Here is a 20,335-nt window from a genome sequence, read left to right as displayed (position 1 = left end):
CTCGATTGTCCGTCACGGTAGCAAGCGGGCCGGAACCGCCCCATTGTGCTTTGGTACGACGCGTCGCACACGCTCGGGCTGCGACCTTGGTCCAATATCGGCGGGGACTCGGCCGCGCCTATGCTTGCCCCAAAATCCAGGGTGGAACCGTTCGGGACAGGATGCCGAGACGTGCCGATCTCGCCGAGAGCGGCCAAAGGGCTTTGAGCGGGCGTGCCCGGCACGCGCTGCGGGCCCTGCTGGCGGCCGGCATCGTCCTCGCCGCCGCCGCGACGCGGGCGGAGCCCGCTGCCGCCCCTCCCGCCGCGCCGCCGCTGACGATTCACTACATCGAGCGCCGGGTCGAGCGACCGACTCCCCTCAACAACGAACCGCCGATCCCCGACGACGAGGGGCTCAGCGGCGCCGAACTCGGCCTGCGCGACGGCAATGCCACCGGCCGCTTCGTCAAATTGGCCTTTGCCCTGAAATCGACGGTGGTCGAGCCGGGCGCCGATCTGCCCGCGGCGCTGGCCGCCCTGGCCCGCGAGAGCGGCCCCTTGCGCTTCGTCGTCGTCAACGCTCCGGCCGACGACCTTCTGACCATCGCCGACGCGCCCGAGACGCGGGACGCGGTCACGCTCAATATCGGCGCGCCGGATACGCGGCTGCGCGACCGGGATTGCCGCGCCCGGCTCCTGCACGTGCTTCCGTCGCGGGACATGCTGACCGACGCGCTGGCGCAGTTGCTCCTCTACAAGCGCTGGGGCCGCATCCTGCTAGTCTCGGGCCCCGGTGCCGACGACACCCTCTACGCCGACGCTCTGCGCAAGAGCGCCAAGAAGTTCGGCGCGCGGATCGTCGCCGAGGCGAGTTTCGACGCCCGCGGGGCCGATCTGCGCGACTCGGCCCTCAAGGAATTCGCCGTCATCACCCGCGGCCCGGAGCATGACGTGGTCGCCGTGGCCGACGAGCGCGGCGAGTTCGGCGCCAACCTCGTCTACAACACCGCTTCGCCCCGGCCCGTCATCGGCACCCAGGGACTGACACCGACCGCCTGGGGCCGCCCGGTCGAGGCCTGGGCCGCCGTGCAATTGCAGGAGCGCTTCACCAAGCTCGCCGGCCGGCCGATGGGCCCGATCGACTGGGCCGGCTGGATGGCGGTCCACGCGGTGACCGAGGCCGCGACGCAGCTCAAATCGAGCGACGCGACCGCGATCCGCGAGCTGCTCCTGTCCAAGAAGTTCGAGGTCGGCGGCTTCAAGGGCCGGGCGCTGAGCTTCCGGCCCTGGAACGGCCAGTTGCGCCAGCCGGTCTTCGTGCTCTGGCCCGGCGCCGTGGTCGCCGCCGCCCCGGTCGAGGGATTCCTGCACCGGCGCACCGAACTCGACACTCTCGGTCTCGACGAGCCCGAGAGCGCCTGTCGCGCCTTCGGAGGCAATGGATGAGTCTTCTTCGATACTGCGTCGGCGCCGCCCTGTTGATGCCGCTCGGCGCGCAGGCTCACGAAGTCTACGTCTCGAACGAGCGCGACAACACCGTTTCGGTGATCGATTCCGCTACCTGGGAGGTGACGCGCACCTTTCCCGTGGGACGGCGGCCGCGCGGGCTGACCTTCTCGAAGGACGGCAAGCGCCTCTTCCTCTGTGCCAGCGATTCCGACGCGGTGCAGGTGTTGGATCCGGATACGGGCAAGCTCTTGCACGATCTGCCCTCGGGCGAGGATCCGGAGCAGTTCTCGCTGGCTCCAGACGGCAAGACCCTGTTCATCGCCAACGAGAACAACGCGACGACGACGGTGGTCGATGCCGATGCCCGCAAGGTGCTGGCGCAGATCGATGTCGGCATCGAGCCCGAAGGCATGGCGGTGAGCCCCGACGGCAAGCTCGCGGTCACGACCTCCGAGACCACCAACATGGTCCACTGGATCGATACCGGATCACTGCAGGCGATCGACGCCACGCCGGTCGGCCAGCGCCCGCGCCACGCCGAGTTCACCCGGGACGGCAAGAGGCTCTGGGTCTCGTCCGAGATCGGCGGCACGGTTGCGGTGATCGACGTGGCGAGCCGCCAGGTGATCGAGACCATCGGTTTCGAGATCAAGGGCATCTCCGGCGACCGCATCCAACCCGTCGGCATCGCGCTGTCGGAGGATGGACGAACTGCCTTCGTCGCCCTCGGCCCTTCGGACCGGGTGGCCGTGATCGATACCGAGAGCTTCAAGGTGAAGGCGTATATCCTCGTCGGCCGCCGGGTCTGGCACGTCGCGGTGCTGCCCGGCGGTGAGCGTCTGGTGAGCACGAACGGCGTCTCCGGCGACGTGACGGTGATCGATACCGGCAGCCTGAAGGCCATCCGCAGCATCAAGGTCGGGCGCTACCCATGGGGCGCCGCGGTGCGGCCGGTGGCGAATGCCCGCTCTGCGGGAGCGGCCGAGTGAACCCCTTATCCCTTCGCGGAAGCAGGGATGCCGCGTGGGCGACCCTGTGGCGGTTCCTGGCCGGCATCGTCGCGGCGTTGCTGTGGCTGCTCCCTGCCCAGGCCGGCACCCTCGGCCGCGCCGGCATGGAGAAGAACTTTCCGCCCCCCCTCGTCGTCGGAGAGCGCGACGACCGCATCCCAGTCTGGCCGATCCTCAAGCAGGAAGCGGGCTCCTACGAGGTTATTGCCTACGCCTTCGAGTCGATCGATTTCGCCCGGATCCCCGGTTTCGGCGGTACGGCCCCGAACCTGCTGATCGCCCTCGCGCCGGATGGCACCTTTCGCGATGCGAAGGTGATCACCCATCACGAACCGGTCTTTCTCGAAGGCCTCGGCTCGGAACCGCTCTTCGCCTTCGTCGAGCAATATGTCGGGCTGTCCGCGCGTCAGCCGATCCGGGTCGGACGGCCGAACGCGCGGGCCGCCGGAGCGGCGCCCGCCACCACCGTCGACGGCATCTCAATGGCGACCGCCTCGACCCGCGTGATCAACGAGACGATGCTCACCGCCTCCCTCGCCGTCGCGCGGGAGAAGCTCGGCTTCGGCGCGGTCAATAGCGGCCTGCGGGTCGAGGCCAAGCCCGATTTCGAACCCCTGACGCTCGCCGAGTTGGAACGGCGCGGCTGGCTCAAGCGCTGGCGCGTCACCCCCGCCGAGGTCGATGCGGCCTTCGCCGGTACCGGTTTAAGCGATCCCGATCCCGGCCCGGCGGACGAGGCCTTCGCCGACTTGGCGATCGCCTATCTCAACGTCCCCACCATCGGCCGCACGATTCTCGGGGAGGCAGCCTATGCCCGGCTGATGCGCGAGATCGGTCCGGGCGGCCACGCGGTGATGGTGGTGAGCTCGGGCCGCTGGAGCCCGTTGCCGGAGGATTTCGTACTTGGCTCGGTGCCGGATCGGCTCACGCTGCAACAGGGCGGCCTGACTGTGAATGCCCGCGACGCCGCCTGGGAGCGGCGCGACCTCGCCCCCGATCTCCCGGCCGGTCCCTGGACCATCCTGAAGATCGGCGACGCGGCCGGTTTCGATCCGTCCGCTCCGTGGTCGCTCTCCGTGAAAGTCACCCGCGAGCGCGGTCAGATCTTCCCCGAGAAGGTCGCCCGCGAAATCGCGACGGAGTATCGCCTGCCGCCCGATTTGTTCACCCGCGAAGTGCCGGATGCCGGGCCGAGCTGGATCGATTCCTGGCGCGCCCGCGGTGTCGAACTCGGGATCATCGCCGCCGCCCTTGCCCTGCTCGTGCCCGTTCTCTCTCGCCAGGAAGCCCTGGTGGCGCGCCCGCAGGCCTTCTCGCTGTTTCGCCTCGGCTTCCTCGCCTTCACCCTCGGCTTCATCGGCTGGTACGCCCAGGCCCAGCTCTCGATCGTCACCCTTGTCGGCGCGGCGCGGGCCGCCTTCCATACCGGCGATTTCGGCTTCCTGCTCTACGATCCGCCTTCGCTCCTGATCTGGGCCTTCGTGCTCGTGACCCTGGTCATCTGGGGCCGGGGCACCTTCTGTGGCTGGCTCTGTCCGTTCGGCGCGTTGCAGGAATTTGCCGCCTGGCTCGCCCGTCCCTTGCGCATCCGCCAGATCACCGTGCCGCCGCGCCTCGACCGCGCGTTGCGCCAAGTGAAATATGTGGGCCTCGCCGCGATCCTCGGCGCCGCCATCCTCGGCTCGCCACTCGCCGACAGCCTCTCCGAGATCGAGCCGTTCAAGACCTCGATCACCCTATACTTCGTGCGCTCGCTCCCCTTCGTGCTCTACGCGCTCGGGCTGATTGTCCTCAACCTCTTCGTCTACAAGGGGTTCTGCCGCTATCTCTGTCCCCTCGGCGCGAGTCTCGCCGTGGCCGGGCGCCTGCGCCTCCTCGATTGGATCCCCCGCCGCGCGGAATGCGGCTCGCCGTGCCAGCTGTGCAAGGTGCGCTGCCGCTACGGCGCCATCGCACCCTCGGGTCGAATCGATTATCCCGAGTGCTTCCAGTGCATGGACTGCGTGACGATCATCCACGATCCCACGCAATGCGTGCCCCAGGTGCTGGCCGCCAAGCGGGGCAAGCGCGCCGTTCTTCAGCCGGTGGCCGCCGAATGAGCCCCCCCTCCCCCCGACTGCGCCCCGTTGCCGAACGGCGGCGCGTGCTGCTCGGCGGCTTCGGCGCCCTGGCCGCCCTCGCCGCCGGACCGGCGGCGTTCCGAGCCCTGGCGGAGGAACGCGGACGCCGTGCCGCCACGCGCGCCGGGCTCGCCTTCGGCACCACGGTCTCGCTCACATTGGTGGCGGACGGTTCCGATCGCTTCGAGCCGGCCTTCCGAGACGCCTTCTCGGCGATCCGGGCGGTGGAGGCGGCGGGCAGCCTCTTCCGACCCGAGAGTGCCCTCTCACGCCTAAACCGCGACGGCACGCTCGCCACGCCCGATCCGCTGCTCCTCGATATGCTGCGCTTCGCCCTGACCTTGGCGGAGCGAAGTGGTGGCGCCTTTGACCCGACGGTGCAGCCGCTCTGGACGCTCTGGTCCGAGGCGACCGCGAAGGGCGAGCGTCCGGGACCGTCAGCCCGTGCGGAGGCGGTGGCGCGGGTCGGCTGGCGGCATGTCCGGGTGGAAGAGACCGGCATCCACTTCGACCGGCCCGGGATGGGCGTGACGCTCAACGGCCTGATCCAGGGATTTGCCGCCGATCAGGTGATGGCGGCGCTTAAGGCTCATGGCATCGCCGATGCCTTCGTGGATACCGGCGAGTTCGGCGCCAGCGGCGCCCATGCCGACGGCTCGCCCTGGCGACTCGGCCTCGCCGCCCACGGCGCCGACGCGATGTCCGACGTCATCGCGCCCTTCACCGGCTTCGCGGCCACCTCCGGCGACGACGCCACGATCTTCTCGCCGGACCGGCGCGATCATCACATCTTCGATCCCGCCACCGGCCTGTCGCCCACCGCGCTCTCGCGGGTGACGGTGACGGCACCGAGCGGACTTCTCGCCGACGGTCTCTCCACGGCAGCTTTCGTGATGGGGGCACAGGCTGGCCGAGAGCTCGTTCAGCTTTACAGCGGGTGTTCGGCGCGCTTTACGGCAAAGGTCTGATCTCGGTCGGGTTCGCCGCAGCACATTCCCGCGACCGGCACGGCGGAACGGGAACGATCGGTTCGGGATAGTGTAAAGGAGCCGCGGCGAAGGATGCGGAGGCTTTCGACCGCACAGGCGCAGCCAACCTTTTCGAAGTTGAGCCGCGCCGCTCCGACCGCATGAAGTCTCGAACAGGATGTCCAGCCCCTTCACCCCGACAAAGCAGCCCTCCCCGACCGACGGGCCGGTCGCCGTCGTGGCCGATGACGATGCGTTCTTCCGCCTTGCCCTGACGACACTGCTCGTGCGCCGGCTCGGCTTCGCGCGGGTGGTGGAGACGGGATCCCTCGACGAGGCCCTGGCGGCTTTGGCCGAGACGCCGGAAGCAAGTCTCGCTCTGTTCGATCTGCGGATGCCGGGCATGGCCGGCGCCGCCTCCTTGAGCGCGGTGCGCGAGTGCTTTCCCACGGTAAAGGCCGCGATCCTGTCCGGCTCGACCGACCGCGACGACATCCTCACGGCGCTCGCCGCCGGAAGCCACGGCTACGTTCCCAAGACCCTGTCGCCGCCGGAGGTCGTGAGCGCCCTGGAGATCATCCTCAACGGCGCGATCTACGTGCCGCCGTTCCTCGCCGACCTGCCCGTGCCCGCCCACTCGGCGCGCGGGGGCAAGGAGGCGGGCGATGTATCCCTCACCTCCCTGACCCGGCGCCAGCGGGACGTGCTCGAACAGATCGTCGATGGGCGCTCGAACAAGGAGATCGCCCGCATCCTCGCCCTCGGCGAAGGGACCGTGAAGGTCCATGTCGCCGCTCTTCTGCGCACCCTCGGCGTCACCAACCGGGCCGCCGCCGCCGCTCTCGGCGCACGCGCGCTCGGCCGAACCTGAATCCAGAATGGGCCGCATCGGGTTGGCCCGATGGCTGGACGCTGCCCTGCGAAGCGAATTCAGGCGCAGCGGGCCGATGCGGTCTCGCCGCGGCGACTCGCCCAACGCTCGACGGTGGCCAGAAGCGCGTCGCGCTTGAACGGCTTACCGATATGCCCCTGCATTCCGGCGGCCAGATAGTCCGACATCTGATGCGGCAGCACGTTGGCCGTCATGGCGATGATCGGCACCGCGGCGGCGGGCCCGCCCATCGCGCGGATGCAGCGGGTGGCGGTCATCCCGTCCATGCCGGGCATCTGGATATCCATCAGCACCAGATCGTATTGGCCCTCGGCTACCGCCCGGATCGCCTCGGCGCCGCTGGCAGCGACATCGACGCTGTGACCGCCGAGCGTCAGAACGGCACGTCCCAGTTCCTGGTTCAGGAACACGTCCTCGACCAGAAGCACGCGGCAGCTGCGGGAGCGGGATGGCTCCGCCGCAGGCACCACGGAGGGGGCCGCCATGACGATGGCGGGAAGCGGGACCTCACATCGGAAGGTCGAGCCGATCTCCGGCTCGCTCGTCAGGCCGATGGTGCCGCCCATCAACTCCACCAGCTGTCGCGAGATGGCGAGACCGAGCCCGGTGCCGCCGAACTCCCGGCGGATCGTGCCGTCGATCTGGCTGAACCGCTCGAACAGCAGATGCTGCTTGCTGACGGGAATACCGATGCCGGTATCCTGGACCGCGAAACACACCCGGCCTTCCCTGGGGACCGTCAATGCGAGGGTCACGCCGCCGCGGCGCGTGAACTTTACGGCGTTGTTGAGGAGGTTGAGCAGTACCTGCCGCAATCGATCGCGGTCGCCGACGACCGAAGCCGGCAGGTTCGGACCGAGCGTGACGGTAAGGGTCAGGCCCTTCTGTTCCGCGCTGGCGCGAACGATCGCGGCGGCCTCATCGGCGAGCGGGGCGAGGGCGAAGGGTTCGGGAGTCAGTTCAATCTGTCCCGCCTCGACCCGCGAGAAGTCCAGGATATCGTCGACGATGGTCAGCAGGGCAGAGCCGGCCGAACGAACGCGTTCGGCGTACAGGCGCGCGCCGGGCCCGAGGGACGGATCTTCGAGGAGGAGATCGGTATAGCCGAGCATGCCGTTGAGTGGCGTGCGGATCTCGTGGCTCATGGACGCCAGGAATTCGGATTTCGCCCGGCTCGCCGCCTCGGCCTGAATGCGGGCCGCCTCCAGTTCCGCCGTGCGCTCGGTGACGCGCTCCGCCAGGGTCGCGTTGAGTTCGCGCAACGCCCGCTCGGCGGATTCGCGGGCCGTGTCGTCGCGCAGCGTCAGCACGGCGCCGACTTGGCGCCCGTCGCCGTTGCGCAGGGCGCGCGCGGTGCCGATCGCCAGGACGCGCGAGCCGTCGGGGCGGTGAATGCGCCAGCGCGCATCGGCGACTTCCTCGCCGGCCACCGCGCGGGCAAGCGGAAGTTCGAGGGGCGGATGCGGGCGGCCGTCCTCGGTGAAGAGATGATAGGTGTCGCTGTAATGCTCGGGCTCGACATCGAGGCGGGCGATACCGTGGATCGCCGCCGCGGCCTCGTTGACGAAGGTAATGCCGCCGGCGGCGTCGGTGACGATCACGCCCTCGGCGAGTTGGCCAAGAATCGCGGCGTTCTGGTCGGCCTGATCCTCGTAGAGGCGCAGATGCGCCACCACGACGGTCGCCAGATCCCGCAATTGCGTGCGCGCCTCCTGCGAGAAGGAACGCGGGCGCCGGTCCATCAGGCACAGGGTGCCGACCCGAAGACCGGCCCGCAGGATCAGTGGCGCACCCGCGTAGAAGCGAACGCCCGGCTCACCCGTGACCAGCGGATTGTCGGCGAAGAGCGGATCGGCCAGCGTGTCCTCGATGACGAAGATCTCGTCGGACAGGACGGCATGGGCGCAGAAGGCGACCGTCCGGGGTGCCCCCACCGCCTCGATCCCGCACTTCGCCTTGAACCAGAGATCGTCCGCGTCGAGCAGGGCGACGGTGGCGATCGGGACCGCGAACAGGGTGGAGGCCGTGCGGCAGACCGCGTCGAAATGTGGCTCCGCCTCGGTTCCAAGAATGCGCAACGCATGCAGGGCGGCGAGCCGTTCGGACTCGTTCGGCGGATGAGCGACCATACCGATTCAGCGCCCTTCAAGGCGCACCCGGCGGAAGGGCCGTGTGCGTCGGACCCGACCATGAATGCGGGAACAATCGCACCGACCGGTTAGGACGAGTTTAACCGAGCGCCCGACGGCGGGCGCATCACGCTTTCGGGAAGGGCCGCTACCCCGCGTTTCGAACCGGGCTGCGGGACCGTCCAGTCCTTTGCATTCCGCCGGTTCTCTGCGGCAAGTCGCGGCAGAGGCCTCCGGTTGATGCGCCGCCCTCTCCGCCGGACTATAGAGACTTGTCGAAGACGCCGCCTTCCGCGGCTGAGGAACGACCGATGAGCGCCCTCGACGGATTGCTCCTCCTGGCCTTCCTGGCCCCGCCGACGCCGATCCGGCCCGAACCGCCGCGACGCGTTCCCGGCTGGCTACCGGCCTTCCTCATGGGCGCGACCGTGTTCCTGATGGTCGCTCCCATGATCGCGATCTGGGGATTCCACCGCCCGGACAAGCCGTTTCGCGACGCCTGCGAGGCGTCGGGCGGCCGGGTGGTGCCGAACTCGCTGGCCGGCGACGGCCCACCCCGCTGTCGGCATCGGTGAGACGGGCTCCATCGGTCGGAGCCCGCTCCCGACCGCTTACGGATTGGCGTCGACCGCGTTGCGCAGCACCGGGGTCCAGCGGGCGACCTCGCTCTCGACGAGCTTCTGCAGGGCCGCCGGGCCGGCCTCCCCGTCCTTCGGCACCGTGCCGCCGAGTTCGAGGATCCGCTTCTTCGCGTTCGGATCCTTCAGCGCCGCGTCGAGGGCGGCGACGAGCTTCTTGCGCACGTCCTCCGGCAGGCCCTTCGGGGCGAACACCGCGTTCCAGGCGCTGACCTCATAGCCCGGCAGACCCGCCTCCTTGGTGGTCGGCACATCGGGCAGGCTCGGGTTCCGCTCCGGCGTGGCGACGGCGTAGGCCTTGATGGTGCCGCCGGTGATCTGCGTCGCGACGTTGACGATCTGGTCGGTCATGAAATCGACCTGCCCGGCCATCAGGTCGTTCAGGGCCGGACCGGTGCCGCGATAGACCACGAGTGTCGGCTTCGCGCCGATCAGGGAGTCGAACAGCACGCCGGTCGAGTGGGAGACGGAGCCCACGCCCGCATGCGCCTGGTTGATCGAGGCGCCGCCCGTCTTCACCGCCTCGACGAAGCTCTTCAGATCGGGCGCGGCCATCGCCTTCTTGGCGACGATGACGATGGGCGTGCCTGCGGCCATGCCGATCGGGTCGAAGCTCGTCGCCGGATCGTATTTCAATCCCTTGAACAGGGCCGGGGCGGCGCCGTGCGTGCCCATGTGGCCCATCATGATGGTGTAGCCGTCGGGGGCGGCCTGCGAGGCGCGGGTGATGCCCGTGGTGCCGCCGGCGCCGGTGACGTTCTCGATCACCACTTGCTGGCCGAGGGCCTTCGACATCGGCTCGGCGACGATGCGGGCGACGATGTCGGTCGGTCCGCCGGCGGCGAACGGCACCACCATGGTGATCGGCCGCTGCGGATAGGTATCGGCGCGGGCGGTCACGGCCGTCAGGGCTGCCAGAAACCCGAACGCGAGAGCCTTCTTCACGGTGTTCCCCCCTGCTTGATCTTGATGGACCTGCCGCGCTCGCCGCAGGCCCAATGTTTTTTTCGAAACTCACGCGCTAGAACGCGCTTTTGCAAACGAAATCCGTCGCCGGTTTAATCCCGGAGGTCAGGCCTCGGTGAAGACTTCGTCACGACCTTTTCGCAACGATGGCAGCAGAGCCGCAGCGAGGATCGCGAAGGCGATGATGAACAACACCGCGCTGACCGGGCGCTCCAGGAACACCATCGGATCGCCGCGCGAGAGCGTGAGCGAGCGTCGCAGGTACTCCTCCATGAGCTTGCCCAGCACGAAGCCGAGAAGCAAAGGCGCCGGCTCGAAGCCGAACTTGATCAGCAGGTATCCCATCAGGCCGAAGAACCCGATCAGCATCACGTCGGTCGGCAGCGAATTGATGGAATAGATGCCCACCGAGCAGAACATCAGGATCGCAGGGAACATCAGCCGGTAGGGCACCTTCAGCAGGCGCACCCAGACCCCCACGAGGGGCAGGTTGATGATCAGCAGCATCAGGTTGCCGATCCACATCGAGGCGATCATGCCCCAGAACAGGTTGGGGTTCTTGGTCATCACGCCGGGCCCCGGCACGATGCCGTGGATCGTCATGGCGCCGACCATCAGGGCCATCACGGCGTTCGGCGGGATGCCCAGCGTCAGCAGCGGGATGAAGGCGGTCTGCGCGCCCGCGTTGTTGGCGCTTTCCGGCCCCGCCACGCCCTCGATGGCACCGCGCCCGAACCGGCGCGGATCCTTCGCGATCTTCTTCTCAATCGTGTAGGCGGCAAACGGACCGAGCACGGCGCCGTTGCCCGGCAGAATGCCGAGGATCGCGCCGATGGCGGTGCCGCGCAATGTCGCGGGCGCCGCCTGCTTGATGTCGGCCAGTCCCGGCAGGAGCCGGCCGATGCGCTCGCGCACCACGTCGCGGGTCTCGGTCTGGTCGAGATTGCGCAGGATCTCGGCGATGCCGAACAGGCCCATCGCCAGCACCGAGAAATCGACGCCGTCGGTGAGGAAGGAGAACCCGAACGTCATCCGTTCCTGGCCGGTTTCCAGATCCGTGCCGACGGCGGCGAACAGCACGCCGACGAGGATCATCGCCACCGCCTTCAGGACCGAGCCGTGGGCGAGGACCACCGCGAAGGCCAGCCCCATCACCATGAGGGCGAAATATTCGGCCGGGCCGAAGATCAGGGCGAGCTTGGTCAGCGGCGCGCCGAGCGCGGCGATCAGAACGGTCGCGACCGTGCCGGCGAAGAACGAGGCGATCGCCGCGGTGCCCAGCGCGATGCCGGCCCGGCCCTGACGGGCCATCTGGTGGCCGTCGAGCGTCGTGACCACCGAGGTCGCCTCGCCGGGAATGTTGACGAGGATCGCGGTGGTCGAACCGCCGTACTGCGCACCGTAATAGATGCCGGCGAGCATGATCAGCGCGCCGACGGGATCGAGGCCGAAGGTGATCGGCAGCAGCATCGCGATGGTGGCGATCGGCCCGACGCCGGGAAGCACCCCGATCAGGGTGCCGACGAGGCAGCCGAGGAAGCACAGGGCGATGTTCTGAAGGCCGAGGGCGACCGAGAAGCCGAGGCCGAGATTTGCGAGAAGGTCCGGCAAGGGGGCCGCTCCGAGTCAGATCTTCGAGGGGTCAGGTCGTCAGGGAGTGGCGCGCCACATCGACGGGTTCGCGCCGGCCCGAGCGGCGCTGCACGAGGAGAAGGCCGAGCCCGGCCAGCGCCATGACGCCCGCCGCGATCCGCAGCAGGGTGCGGGCCGGCAGCACACCGGTCATCGCCTGGACGACGGCGGTGGGAAAGATCGGGATCGGCAGATTCAGCAGATCACCGAACAGCAGCATGCAGCCCGCGGTCAGGAACAGCGCCAGGGTGAGCAATTCGAGGAAGCGCGCCTCGGTGCCGGCATAACCCGCGATGACGATGGCGAGCGGTCCGGCGACGATGAGGCCGAGGCCGGGGGTCGTGATGCCGCCCAGCACGAACGGCCGGATCGTGATGGCGAAGGCGAGAACCGCCAGGGTGATGACGACGGGTCCGCGGACGCTGAAGGATTGCAGCGGCGCACCATCATGGGTGAAGCCGGCAATGGCCAACGCCAATCCGCAGATCCCGACGCCGATGGACAGCCAGAACGGCATCAGGCCGGGGCCGATGGCGCGGAGCGAGCCGTAATCGAGATCGCTCGACGCCCAGACGCCGAACACTCCGAGTCCGATCAGGCCGAGACCGGCGACTAGGCTCTGCGGTGCCCGCACCGCGCCGCGGCGCGACGACGTCCCGTCGAGGGGCGCGTCCATTCCCGTTTCCTCCAGATGATCATGCCGCCGTCGGGGGCGGCCCTTTTTGTCGTTCTGGCACGGCACGCGGGGCGCGTCGTGCTCGAAATCGTGGCGGCGGCCCGCCATCCACCGCGGGCCTGGCCGGATGGTTGCCGTGCCGCGCCAGTCGACGAACAGGTCCAGTCCGTCGACTGGCGAGGCGGATCAGTCGGCCTGGATGCCGGCTTCCTTGACCACCGGCGTCCACTTGGCGATCTCGGACTTCACGTGTTCGGCCAGGGCCTCGGGGGTCGAGGGGGTGAGCTTGGCGCTGAAACCCTTCATCCGCTCGGCCAGCCCCGAATCGGCCAGGGCCTTGACGGCGGCGGCGTTGAGGGCGTCGATGATGGGCTTCGGCGTCTTGGGCGGCGCGAACAGCGCGTTCCACGTGTAGGTCTCGTAAGCCGGCAGGCCGGATTCCGCGATGGTCGGGACATCGGGGAAGGAGGGTGCGCGCTCCTTCGTCGTCACGGCGAGCGCCCGCAGGCTCCCGGACTTGATGAACTCCGACGCCGACGGAAGATTGTCGAACTGGATCGGCACCTGACCAGCCACCACGTCGTTCAGGGCCGGACCGGAGCCGCGATAAGGGATGTGCTGCATCTGCACGCCCGCCAGGCTCTTGAACAGCTCGCCCGACAGATGGAGCGGCGTGCCGACGCCGGAGGACGCATAGTTGTACTTGCTCGGATCGGCCTTCAACAGCGCGATCAACTCCTGCACGTTCTTGGCCGGCAGGTTCGGGTTGACGACGAGCACGTTGGGCACGACCGCGAGCAGGGCCACGGGACTGAAATCGGTAACCGGGTCGTAGGGCTTGCGCTTCAGGATCAGCGGGTTGAGCGCATGGGTCGCCACCGTGCCCATCAGGATGGTGTAGCCGTCGGGCTCGGCCTTCGCCACGCGCGCCGCACCGACATTGCCGCCCGCGCCGACGACGTTCTCGACCACGACCTGCTGGCCGAGGATGTCCGACATCTTCTGCGCCACCAGCCGACCGACCACGTCGGTCGAGCCGCCGGCCGCGAAGGGGACGACGAGCGTGATGGGCCGCGTCGGATAAGCCGGCGCCTGGGCGCGCGCGCCGAACGGCAGGGCCGCGGCGATCAATCCGCCGACGACGAGCGCGCGACGCGACAGGGGTGACAAACCCATCCAAACTCCTCCCAAACATCTCATTGGCCTGCCGACGGATCGACACGCCTCTGTATCAAGGGGAGGAACGGGGCCTCACGCAACCCGTACGCAGCGCGGATGTGCAACAGACTTGTGGAGTCGCAACGCAATCCGCGCCGGACTTCTCGCGAGCGCGCCCCCGCCCGGTCAAGCCGGCCCGGAATGGGGCGGGCCGAAGAAGGTCTCGCGCTCGATGAAGATCAGCTCCGAGCGCTTGTGCGGCAGGTCGAACTCCTTGAGCCGGACGAAGCCCTGCTTCTGCATGTACTCGATCCAGCGCACGTGATCGATGCGCGGGTCGCCGATCACCCGCTGCGTTCGGGGATCGTCGAGGAACATGTAGTGCAGCACGGCCCGGAACCACGCCTCGACCTTGCCCGGCCCCTGATGCCGAGAATCGCCGACGAGAAGATGCAGGCCGCGGTCGTAATCCTGCACGTCGAAGAACGGCGAGACCCGGTCTTCCTTCGCCCAGTACATCTCGAAATAGGCGAACGGCGCGTCGTCGAAGCAGCCGACGAAGCTGATCATGTGCGGATCGGCCTCGACGGTCTTGAGATAGGCCCGGTGCTGGTCGAGATCGCCGCGCTCGTTCCAGAACTCGGCCACGCTGTCGAGGTTCATCCAGTGATTGAAGGTCGCGAGATCCCCCTCGATATCGATGGCGCGGATCGAGAAATCCGCCTTGAAGCGGGGCATGTGCCGCCGATAGACCTCGCCGACCGGCTTCGGCGGACGCTTGGGGTGACGCTTGTCGCCGCTCATCGCGTAGGCGAGCGGTGTCTGGCCGCTGGCACGGCCCTTCAGCCACAGCCCCGGATGCTGCCAGAACGCGCCGCGGTGAGCGGTGAGCCGCAGGCCGCCCTCCCCCAGCTCCGCGAGCTGGACGATGCCGCCCCGGATCGCTTCGCGGACCCAGTCCTCGGAGGCCGGCAGGGTCAACTGCGCGACCTCGATCTTTGGGCGCCGGGCGAAGAGATGGGCCAGCAGGGGCAGCAACGCCTCCACCGGCATCGCCACCTCGAAGCCGTCCACAGCCCTGAGGATGTGCGGCTCTGACCGGGCGAGGGTGAGCGTGCCACCCCCCTCCACGATCACGCGGGCGCTCTCGTCATCGAGTTCGGCGACGACCCGCCGCCCGTCCGGGAGGACAAGGGCGAAGGGTACGACCGTTTCGTCCTGAAGGCTCACCACGTGTAACGAGCTCCGACGATGATCTTCCGTTCCTGACCATAGAAGCAGGCCGTCGGGTCGCTACAGGTCGAGACATACTTTCTGTCGGCGAGATTGCGGACGTTGAGTGAGAACCGCCAGTTCTCGTAAGCGTAAGAAACACCCGCATCGACGAGGAAGAATTCCGGCGAGCGGACAATCAGGGGATTGTTCGGATCGGTTACATCGATGCCCCCGTAAGAAGCGCCGGTATAGCGCAGGCCTGCGCCGATGCGCAGACCGCGCAGATCACCGGTCAGGAAAGTGTAATCGCCCCAGATCGAGCCGACGCGATCCGGCACAGCCGTCGGACGCAAGCCAACATCCGACGGTGAGTCGAGGCTTCCGATGACGCGCACATCTTGGAGCGTGTACGAGCCGATCATCCGGAAACCGTTACCGAACTCGACGAGTGCTTCCATCTCGTAGCCACGTGAGCGCAGATCCTGCGCATAGGCAGTGATTCCGAATGACGTGATGACGTTGGTCTGCGTGATATCGAAAGCGGCGGCACTCAACAGGATCGGCAAGCCTGGGGGCTGATAGCGGATGCCGACCTCTTCCTGCTTGCCGAAGCTGGGGCGGAACGGGCCCGTAGCCTCACCCACACCTCCACCAAGGCGCGCGAGTCGGCCCGCGCCGGGATTGACGGAGAACGATTCGGAATAGCTGATATAGGGCGCTAATCCGTTATCGAAGAGATAGACGGCGCCGATCCTTGGAGACAAGGCAGTGTCGTCTGATACGCCAGCAACTCCTTCTGTAAGCGGATTTTTGAAGTTGCTGGTAGCAGCATCGTATCGGAAGCCACCCGTTAAAACGAGCTTATCAAAGAATTTAATTTGATCTTGAAAATAAGCGCCAACCTGTGAAACGGTTTGCCGCTGATCTTGATACAGATTTAGCTGGCCATTGATTGGCTGGCCAATCCCACTGTATAGATCAAAAGACCCGCCATCGGCGAAAGTTTGCTTATCGTAGCTGTACTGATTGAGATAATCGACCCCCATCAACACGGTGTGCTTAGTTGGCCCGAGAATGAAATCTGCCTGAAGCTGGTTATCGACCGTGAAAGCATTTGCGCCGATATTGCCGCCGATGGCGTACCGATTCATGCTTCGCTGAGCGACGATTCTTTGCGCTGCAGTATCATCCTCGTTAAAGGCCGGGATACCCGCGCCGTATACTGTATTGATGCTTGTAGCAACGGTCGCGTATCGCAGGTTTTGACGGAATGCGAAATGATCGTTGAAGCGGTGCTCAAATTCGTAGCCGATCGCATATTGTGTGCGGATCTGTTTGTCGAAGTTTAAATTGCCGGTCCATCGGTTGCGTGAGATGCGCCCGTTCGGGTTCGGCAGCACGGTACCGCGCGCAGGATAGAAGTCACTGTCGATATGCGTGTCATCTTGAAGGAACGATCCGAACACGATGAACGAGGTCTGCGCATCGGGCTTCCAGGCAAGAGACGGCGCAAGCGCGATGCGCTGACCCGTAAAGGGATTACCGCCGTTGAGCTGGCTGTTCTGGCCGAGGCCGACCACTCGGTAGCTCAGCGTGCCGTCGTTGTTCAGCGCTCCACCAAAATCAAGGCCGATGCGCGGCTGCTCGAAATTGCCAACCTGCATGTCGACCAGGGCGAAGGGCACCGGGGTCGGACGTTTCGAGACGTAGTTGATCGTACCGCCGGGACCGCCCTGACCGTAGAGGACCGATGAGGGGCCGCGCAGCACTTCGATCCGCTCGGTCATAAAGGGATCGACGCGGTAACCGCTATAAGGCCGGGTCAAGGGAAGTCGCAGGTTGTCTTGGAAAAAATTCGCCGGCAACCCGCGAATGGTAATGTAGCTATCCGACCGCGAGTTGCTGCCATACGTGTCGGCGTTGATGCCCGGCGTATACTGGAACACTTCGCTCGCGCTGGTCGATTGCAGCGTCTCGATGCGGTCGCGCCCGATCACCGTGATCGATTGGGGCGTCTCGATGATCGGCGCGGCGGTCTTGGTGCCGGCGGTGCTGGTCTTGGCGACGAAGCCCTCGACCGGCCCCTTACCGCCCGCCTCGGGATCGCCGGACACCGAGACGACGGCGCGGCTGGGCGCTCCGTTGCGCGTCGGACCACGGACGAGACCGTCGCCCTGAACAGAGATTTCGTCCAGCCGCGTCGTTTCCTGGGCGAAGGCATCGTGGGGCGTCACGAGGCCGATCGCACCGAGCATTGCCGCCGATCCGGCCGTCAGCGCCGACATTCGGAATCTACCCGCCATCCCCATCAATACCCCCCCGGCAGCACGCATCGTCCAATATCCTAGTCTGCTATACGCTTGACTAGTGTTATGCAACGCATCGATTAAATACTAGAACGATTTTAAGAACCATTCTATTGTAGTCGATCACGGCATAAATAGTGTTAATCATCAATCGAGGGCTATCGTCTGTGCCCCAGCGGTGACAGCCTCGAGAAAACCATCTCACGCTGCGGGGCTTGCAAGAACTCGCCTCAGAGTAGCAATGCCGGATCAGCCCGTCGGGGCCAATGCCCGACCCGTTTGGCCGGATAGGAGGTCGCCGACGATCTCGGCCGCGCGGAGGGGGAGAATCGAGAGCAGCGTATCGGACAGCCCGTGGCTCCGTTCGTTGCAGCCCTGGAGATAGATTCGCGTCGTGTAGGAGGTCGGTGTTTTGAGCCGATAGAACCGATCGACTTCGAATCCTCCCAGATCTGCCGCCAAGCCCGCCAGGAGTCGCTCGTGGCTGTCATGACGGTAGCCGGTCGCCAGAATCGCGAGGTCGAAGCCTTCGCTGGCGACCGCGCCGGTCACGCTGTCCCGCAGGTCGAGGATGAGCCCGTTCCGCTCATGGACAGCCTCGATGCTGCGCCCGGCCAGCACCCGATGCCGCTCGGTGTCCGCGACCCGCTGGCGATAGAGCAGCGCGTAGATGCGCTCGATCAGGTCGTGGTTCACCACCGCGTAATTGGTGTTGCGCATGGAGGCGATGAGATCGCGACGCGCCTCCGCCTCCATGGCATGCACCGCATCGACGAAAGCGGCGTCGAACACCTCGTTGACGAAGGGGCTGTCGTCGGCCGGGCGCAAGGCGTGGTCCCGCAGGATCAGCGTCGCCGCCGCTTCGGGGAAGCGCTGGGTGACGTCGTAGAACACCTCCGCCGCGCTCTGCCCGCCCCCGATCACGGCCACCCGCACGGGCCCCTGCCCGGCGATCCGGTCGTCGCGGCGCGAGAGATAGGACGAGGTGTGGATGATCCGATCCTCTCCCAGCCCCTCGAACAGGGCGGGGATGCGCGGCCGCCCGCCCACGGCCACCACCAGGTCGCGGGTCAGGCGCTCGATGCGTGCGCCCGACGCGTCGCGGGTCAGAACCCGCAGGCGCGACACGGTGCCGTTGCGCGCCACCGGCTCCACTGCCTCGACGGTCTCGCCGTAGCTCACCCGATCCGTGAAGGCGGCGGCGGCCCAACGGAAATAGTCGGTGAATTCCTCCCGCGTCGGCGCGTCCTGCTTCAGGTTGATGAAGCTCTCGAGCCGGCCCTTGTGATGCAGGTAATTCACGAAGGTGAACGGGCTCGTCGGATCGCGCAGGGTCGCCAGATCCTTGAGGAACGAGATCTGGACGGTGCTCCCCTCGATCTGCATGTCGCGGTGCCAGTGGAACCCGTCCTGGCGCTCGACGAACCCCCAATCGAGCCGTTTCGCGCCGGGCATCTCGGCGAGGGCCACGGCCAGGGCGAGATTGGCCGGGCCGAAGCCAATGCCGATCAGATCTTTCTCCTTGTGGGTCATGCGCATCCCGCTCGTTCCGTTGTGCTGTCCGGGGCGTCCGGCGCCGCCCGTGAGGGTCTTGGGCCAGTCAGGCCGCTTCATCGGGCAGGGCCGGGGGCGGCCAGAGCCGTGCGGCGGGGCGATCCGGGTCGCGGGCGGCGGCCTCCAGCACACCGGAAAGGTCCTGCGCCAGTGCCTCGACGGTCGCGGAGTCGAACAGGTCGGTGAGGTAGCCTATGGAGACGGCGAGCCCCCCGTCGGCCCGCTCCTTGAAGTCGAATTCGAGTTCGAAGCTCTCGTCGGTATCGGCGACCGGAAAGTCCCTCGCCCGCAGGCCTGCCAGCAGGTCGGCGCTCTCGGGCTCGACCCGGAGGTAGCTGAACAGGACTTGGAACGGCGCCGCCGCGTGGCTCAGGCGATACCGGCGGGCGAGAGCGTCGAGGAGGCGGGCGTAGGGAACCGGCCCGGCGGCCTGAGCGGCCAGCCGCTCGTCGCGCACGGCGGTGAGAATCCGTGCGAACGGCTGCGCTGGATCGATCTCGAGCACAGTGAGATCGGTGGCGACGAGGCAGCCCATCACCGTCTCCAGCTCCGACGGGCCGCGGTCGGTGACCAGGATGCCGAGGCTCATGGCATCGCGGTCGCTGCGGCGGCGCAGGGCGATACCGAGGGCGGCCATCGCGGCCATCGGCAGGGTGGCGTTCAAGGCCCCGGCGTTCGCCGCGAGGCGCAAAACCGCCGCTCCGGGGATCTCGAAGCGAATTCGAGCGCCGCGCGCGCCGAGATCGGGCCTGCGGGGTCGGTCGGTCTGGACCGGATCGGGCCTCCATGAGCCGGACAGGCGCTCCAGGGTCTCGGCGAGCCGGGCCTCCGCGGCGGGAGTCCGATCCTGCGCCCGACGCCAAGCGGCGTAATCGGTCGCCTGCCGGGCCGGCTGAGGTAGATCGGGCTCGGATCCGCCCGCGAAGGCCCGGTAGCCGGCGCCGAGCTCGTCGAGAAGCAACGCCATCGAGCGCCCGTCGCCCGCCGCGTGATGGACCGCGAGGGTGAGCACGTGGTCCTGACGGCCGAGCCGCACGAGGCCGACACGGATCGGCAGATCCACCGCCATGTCGAAGGGACGTTCCGCTTGGTTCTGCGCGAAGCCGAGGGCCGCCGTCTCGATCTCGCTGCGGGGGCGATCCGTCAGGTCGAGGCGCTCGATCCGGATCGGCGCGGAGGGATGCACCACGAGTTCCAGCCCCGCCGCGCCAGCCCGGAACGTGGTGCGCAGGGCCTCGTGTCGAGCGACGATGTGGTCGAAGCTCGCCCGCAACGCGTCGGTGTCGAGGGGGCCCGACAGGCGCAGCGCCCCGAAGATGGTCCAGGCGCTGCTGTCCGGATGGCGCCGCTGCCAGTGCCACAGCCCGGCCTGCATGTCGGTGGCCGGAACGGCCCGGTCGCGGGGCGCGCGCGGTACGGCCATATTCGTTTGGGCCGCCACGGCGGGTGCGGCCTCGATACGGACCGCGAGGGCCGCCAGACCGGGCGCCTCGAACACCGCCCGCAGGGGAAGATCCCGCCCGAGTTCGGCGCGAATGCGCGCGACGAGCTTTGCGGCGAGGAGGGAATGCCCGCCGCGCTCGAAGAAGCCGTCCGTCCGGCCCACCCGCTCGACGCCCAGCAGCGCCGTCCACAAACCCG

At 67.5% G+C, this 20,335-nt stretch carries 15 protein-coding genes; 6 read left to right on the top strand and 9 right to left on the bottom strand.

Annotated features, from left to right (window positions below):
• Positions 1-161 precede the first annotated feature (161 nt).
• The 5 genes from pedA1 (at position 162) to MFF26_RS13880 (ending at position 6,399) form a co-directional block, all read left to right on the top strand.
• On the top strand, positions 162-1,427 hold the full coding sequence (gene pedA1 / locus MFF26_RS13900) for a lanthanide ABC transporter ABC transporter substrate-binding protein PedA1 (protein ID WP_137831139.1): 1,266 nt from the start codon (positions 162-164) through the stop codon (positions 1,425-1,427).
• Positions 1,424-2,419: a YVTN family beta-propeller repeat protein gene (locus MFF26_RS13895; protein WP_171015563.1), complete on the top strand. Its 996-nt coding sequence runs from the start codon at positions 1,424-1,426 to the stop codon at positions 2,417-2,419. Before pedA1 ends, MFF26_RS13895 begins: the two co-directional genes overlap by 4 nt.
• A gap of 44 nt (positions 2,420-2,463) precedes the next feature.
• Complete coding sequence (locus MFF26_RS13890) at positions 2,464-4,539, top strand: 4Fe-4S binding protein (protein WP_238308145.1); 2,076 nt, start codon at positions 2,464-2,466, stop codon at positions 4,537-4,539.
• Complete coding sequence (locus MFF26_RS13885) at positions 4,536-5,528, top strand: FAD:protein FMN transferase (RefSeq protein WP_137831137.1); 993 nt, start codon at positions 4,536-4,538, stop codon at positions 5,526-5,528. Before MFF26_RS13890 ends, MFF26_RS13885 begins: the two co-directional genes overlap by 4 nt.
• A 178-nt stretch (positions 5,529-5,706) precedes the next feature.
• Complete coding sequence (locus MFF26_RS13880) at positions 5,707-6,399, top strand: LuxR C-terminal-related transcriptional regulator (protein ID WP_137831136.1); 693 nt, start codon at positions 5,707-5,709, stop codon at positions 6,397-6,399.
• Positions 6,400-6,458: 59 nt separating this feature from the next.
• Here the strand turns inward: MFF26_RS13880 and MFF26_RS13875 are convergent, their stop codons facing one another.
• Positions 6,459-8,549 (bottom strand): ATP-binding protein, encoded by a 2,091-nt coding sequence (locus MFF26_RS13875; protein ID WP_137831135.1) that lies wholly within the window; start codon positions 8,547-8,549, stop codon positions 6,459-6,461.
• A 311-nt stretch (positions 8,550-8,860) separates the two neighbouring features.
• Here MFF26_RS13875 and MFF26_RS13870 point away from each other — a divergent pair, with 311 nt between their 5' ends.
• Positions 8,861-9,124, top strand: coding sequence for a hypothetical protein (locus MFF26_RS13870; RefSeq protein ID WP_137831134.1), 264 nt, complete (start codon positions 8,861-8,863; stop codon positions 9,122-9,124).
• A 36-nt stretch (positions 9,125-9,160) separates the two neighbouring features.
• On the opposite strand, the gene MFF26_RS13865 is transcribed toward MFF26_RS13870, so the two are convergent.
• From MFF26_RS13865 to MFF26_RS13830, 8 genes are all read right to left on the bottom strand, one after another.
• A complete protein-coding gene (locus MFF26_RS13865) occupies positions 9,161-10,132 on the bottom strand; it encodes a tripartite tricarboxylate transporter substrate-binding protein (RefSeq protein WP_137831133.1) in 972 nt (323 codons plus the stop codon).
• A 126-nt stretch (positions 10,133-10,258) separates the two neighbouring features.
• Positions 10,259-11,764, bottom strand: coding sequence for a tripartite tricarboxylate transporter permease (locus MFF26_RS13860; protein WP_137831132.1), 1,506 nt, complete (start codon positions 11,762-11,764; stop codon positions 10,259-10,261).
• 31 nt (positions 11,765-11,795) lie between these two features.
• A complete protein-coding gene (locus MFF26_RS13855; RefSeq protein WP_137831131.1) occupies positions 11,796-12,461 on the bottom strand; it encodes a tripartite tricarboxylate transporter TctB family protein in 666 nt (221 codons plus the stop codon).
• Positions 12,462-12,647: 186 nt separating this feature from the next.
• The gene (locus MFF26_RS13850; protein WP_137831130.1) at positions 12,648-13,637 is read right to left on the bottom strand and encodes a Bug family tripartite tricarboxylate transporter substrate binding protein; all 990 of its coding nucleotides are present in this window, start codon (positions 13,635-13,637) and stop codon (positions 12,648-12,650) included.
• A 168-nt stretch (positions 13,638-13,805) separates the two neighbouring features.
• Positions 13,806-14,852 (bottom strand): GNAT family N-acetyltransferase, encoded by a 1,047-nt coding sequence (locus tag MFF26_RS13845; RefSeq protein ID WP_238308113.1) that lies wholly within the window; start codon positions 14,850-14,852, stop codon positions 13,806-13,808.
• Positions 14,846-17,167 carry a TonB-dependent siderophore receptor gene (locus MFF26_RS13840; protein WP_137831128.1) on the bottom strand — a complete coding sequence of 774 codons (2,322 nt, stop codon included), beginning with the start codon at positions 17,165-17,167 and terminating at the stop codon, positions 14,846-14,848. Before MFF26_RS13840 ends, MFF26_RS13845 begins: the two co-directional genes overlap by 7 nt.
• Before the next feature lie 222 nt (positions 17,168-17,389).
• Positions 17,390-18,673, bottom strand: a complete 1,284-nt coding sequence (locus MFF26_RS13835) for a lysine N(6)-hydroxylase/L-ornithine N(5)-oxygenase family protein (protein WP_171015562.1) — start codon at positions 18,671-18,673, stop codon at positions 17,390-17,392.
• Between the two features lie 67 nt (positions 18,674-18,740).
• Positions 18,741-20,335 (bottom strand): condensation domain-containing protein (locus MFF26_RS13830; protein WP_238308112.1); only part of this gene is annotated, 1,595 nt, incomplete at its 5' end.

The organism is Methylorubrum suomiense, assembly GCF_022179765.1.
GTDB lineage: Bacteria > Pseudomonadota > Alphaproteobacteria > Rhizobiales > Beijerinckiaceae > Methylobacterium > Methylobacterium suomiense.
This window is presented reverse-complemented; position numbering and strand designations above follow the sequence as displayed.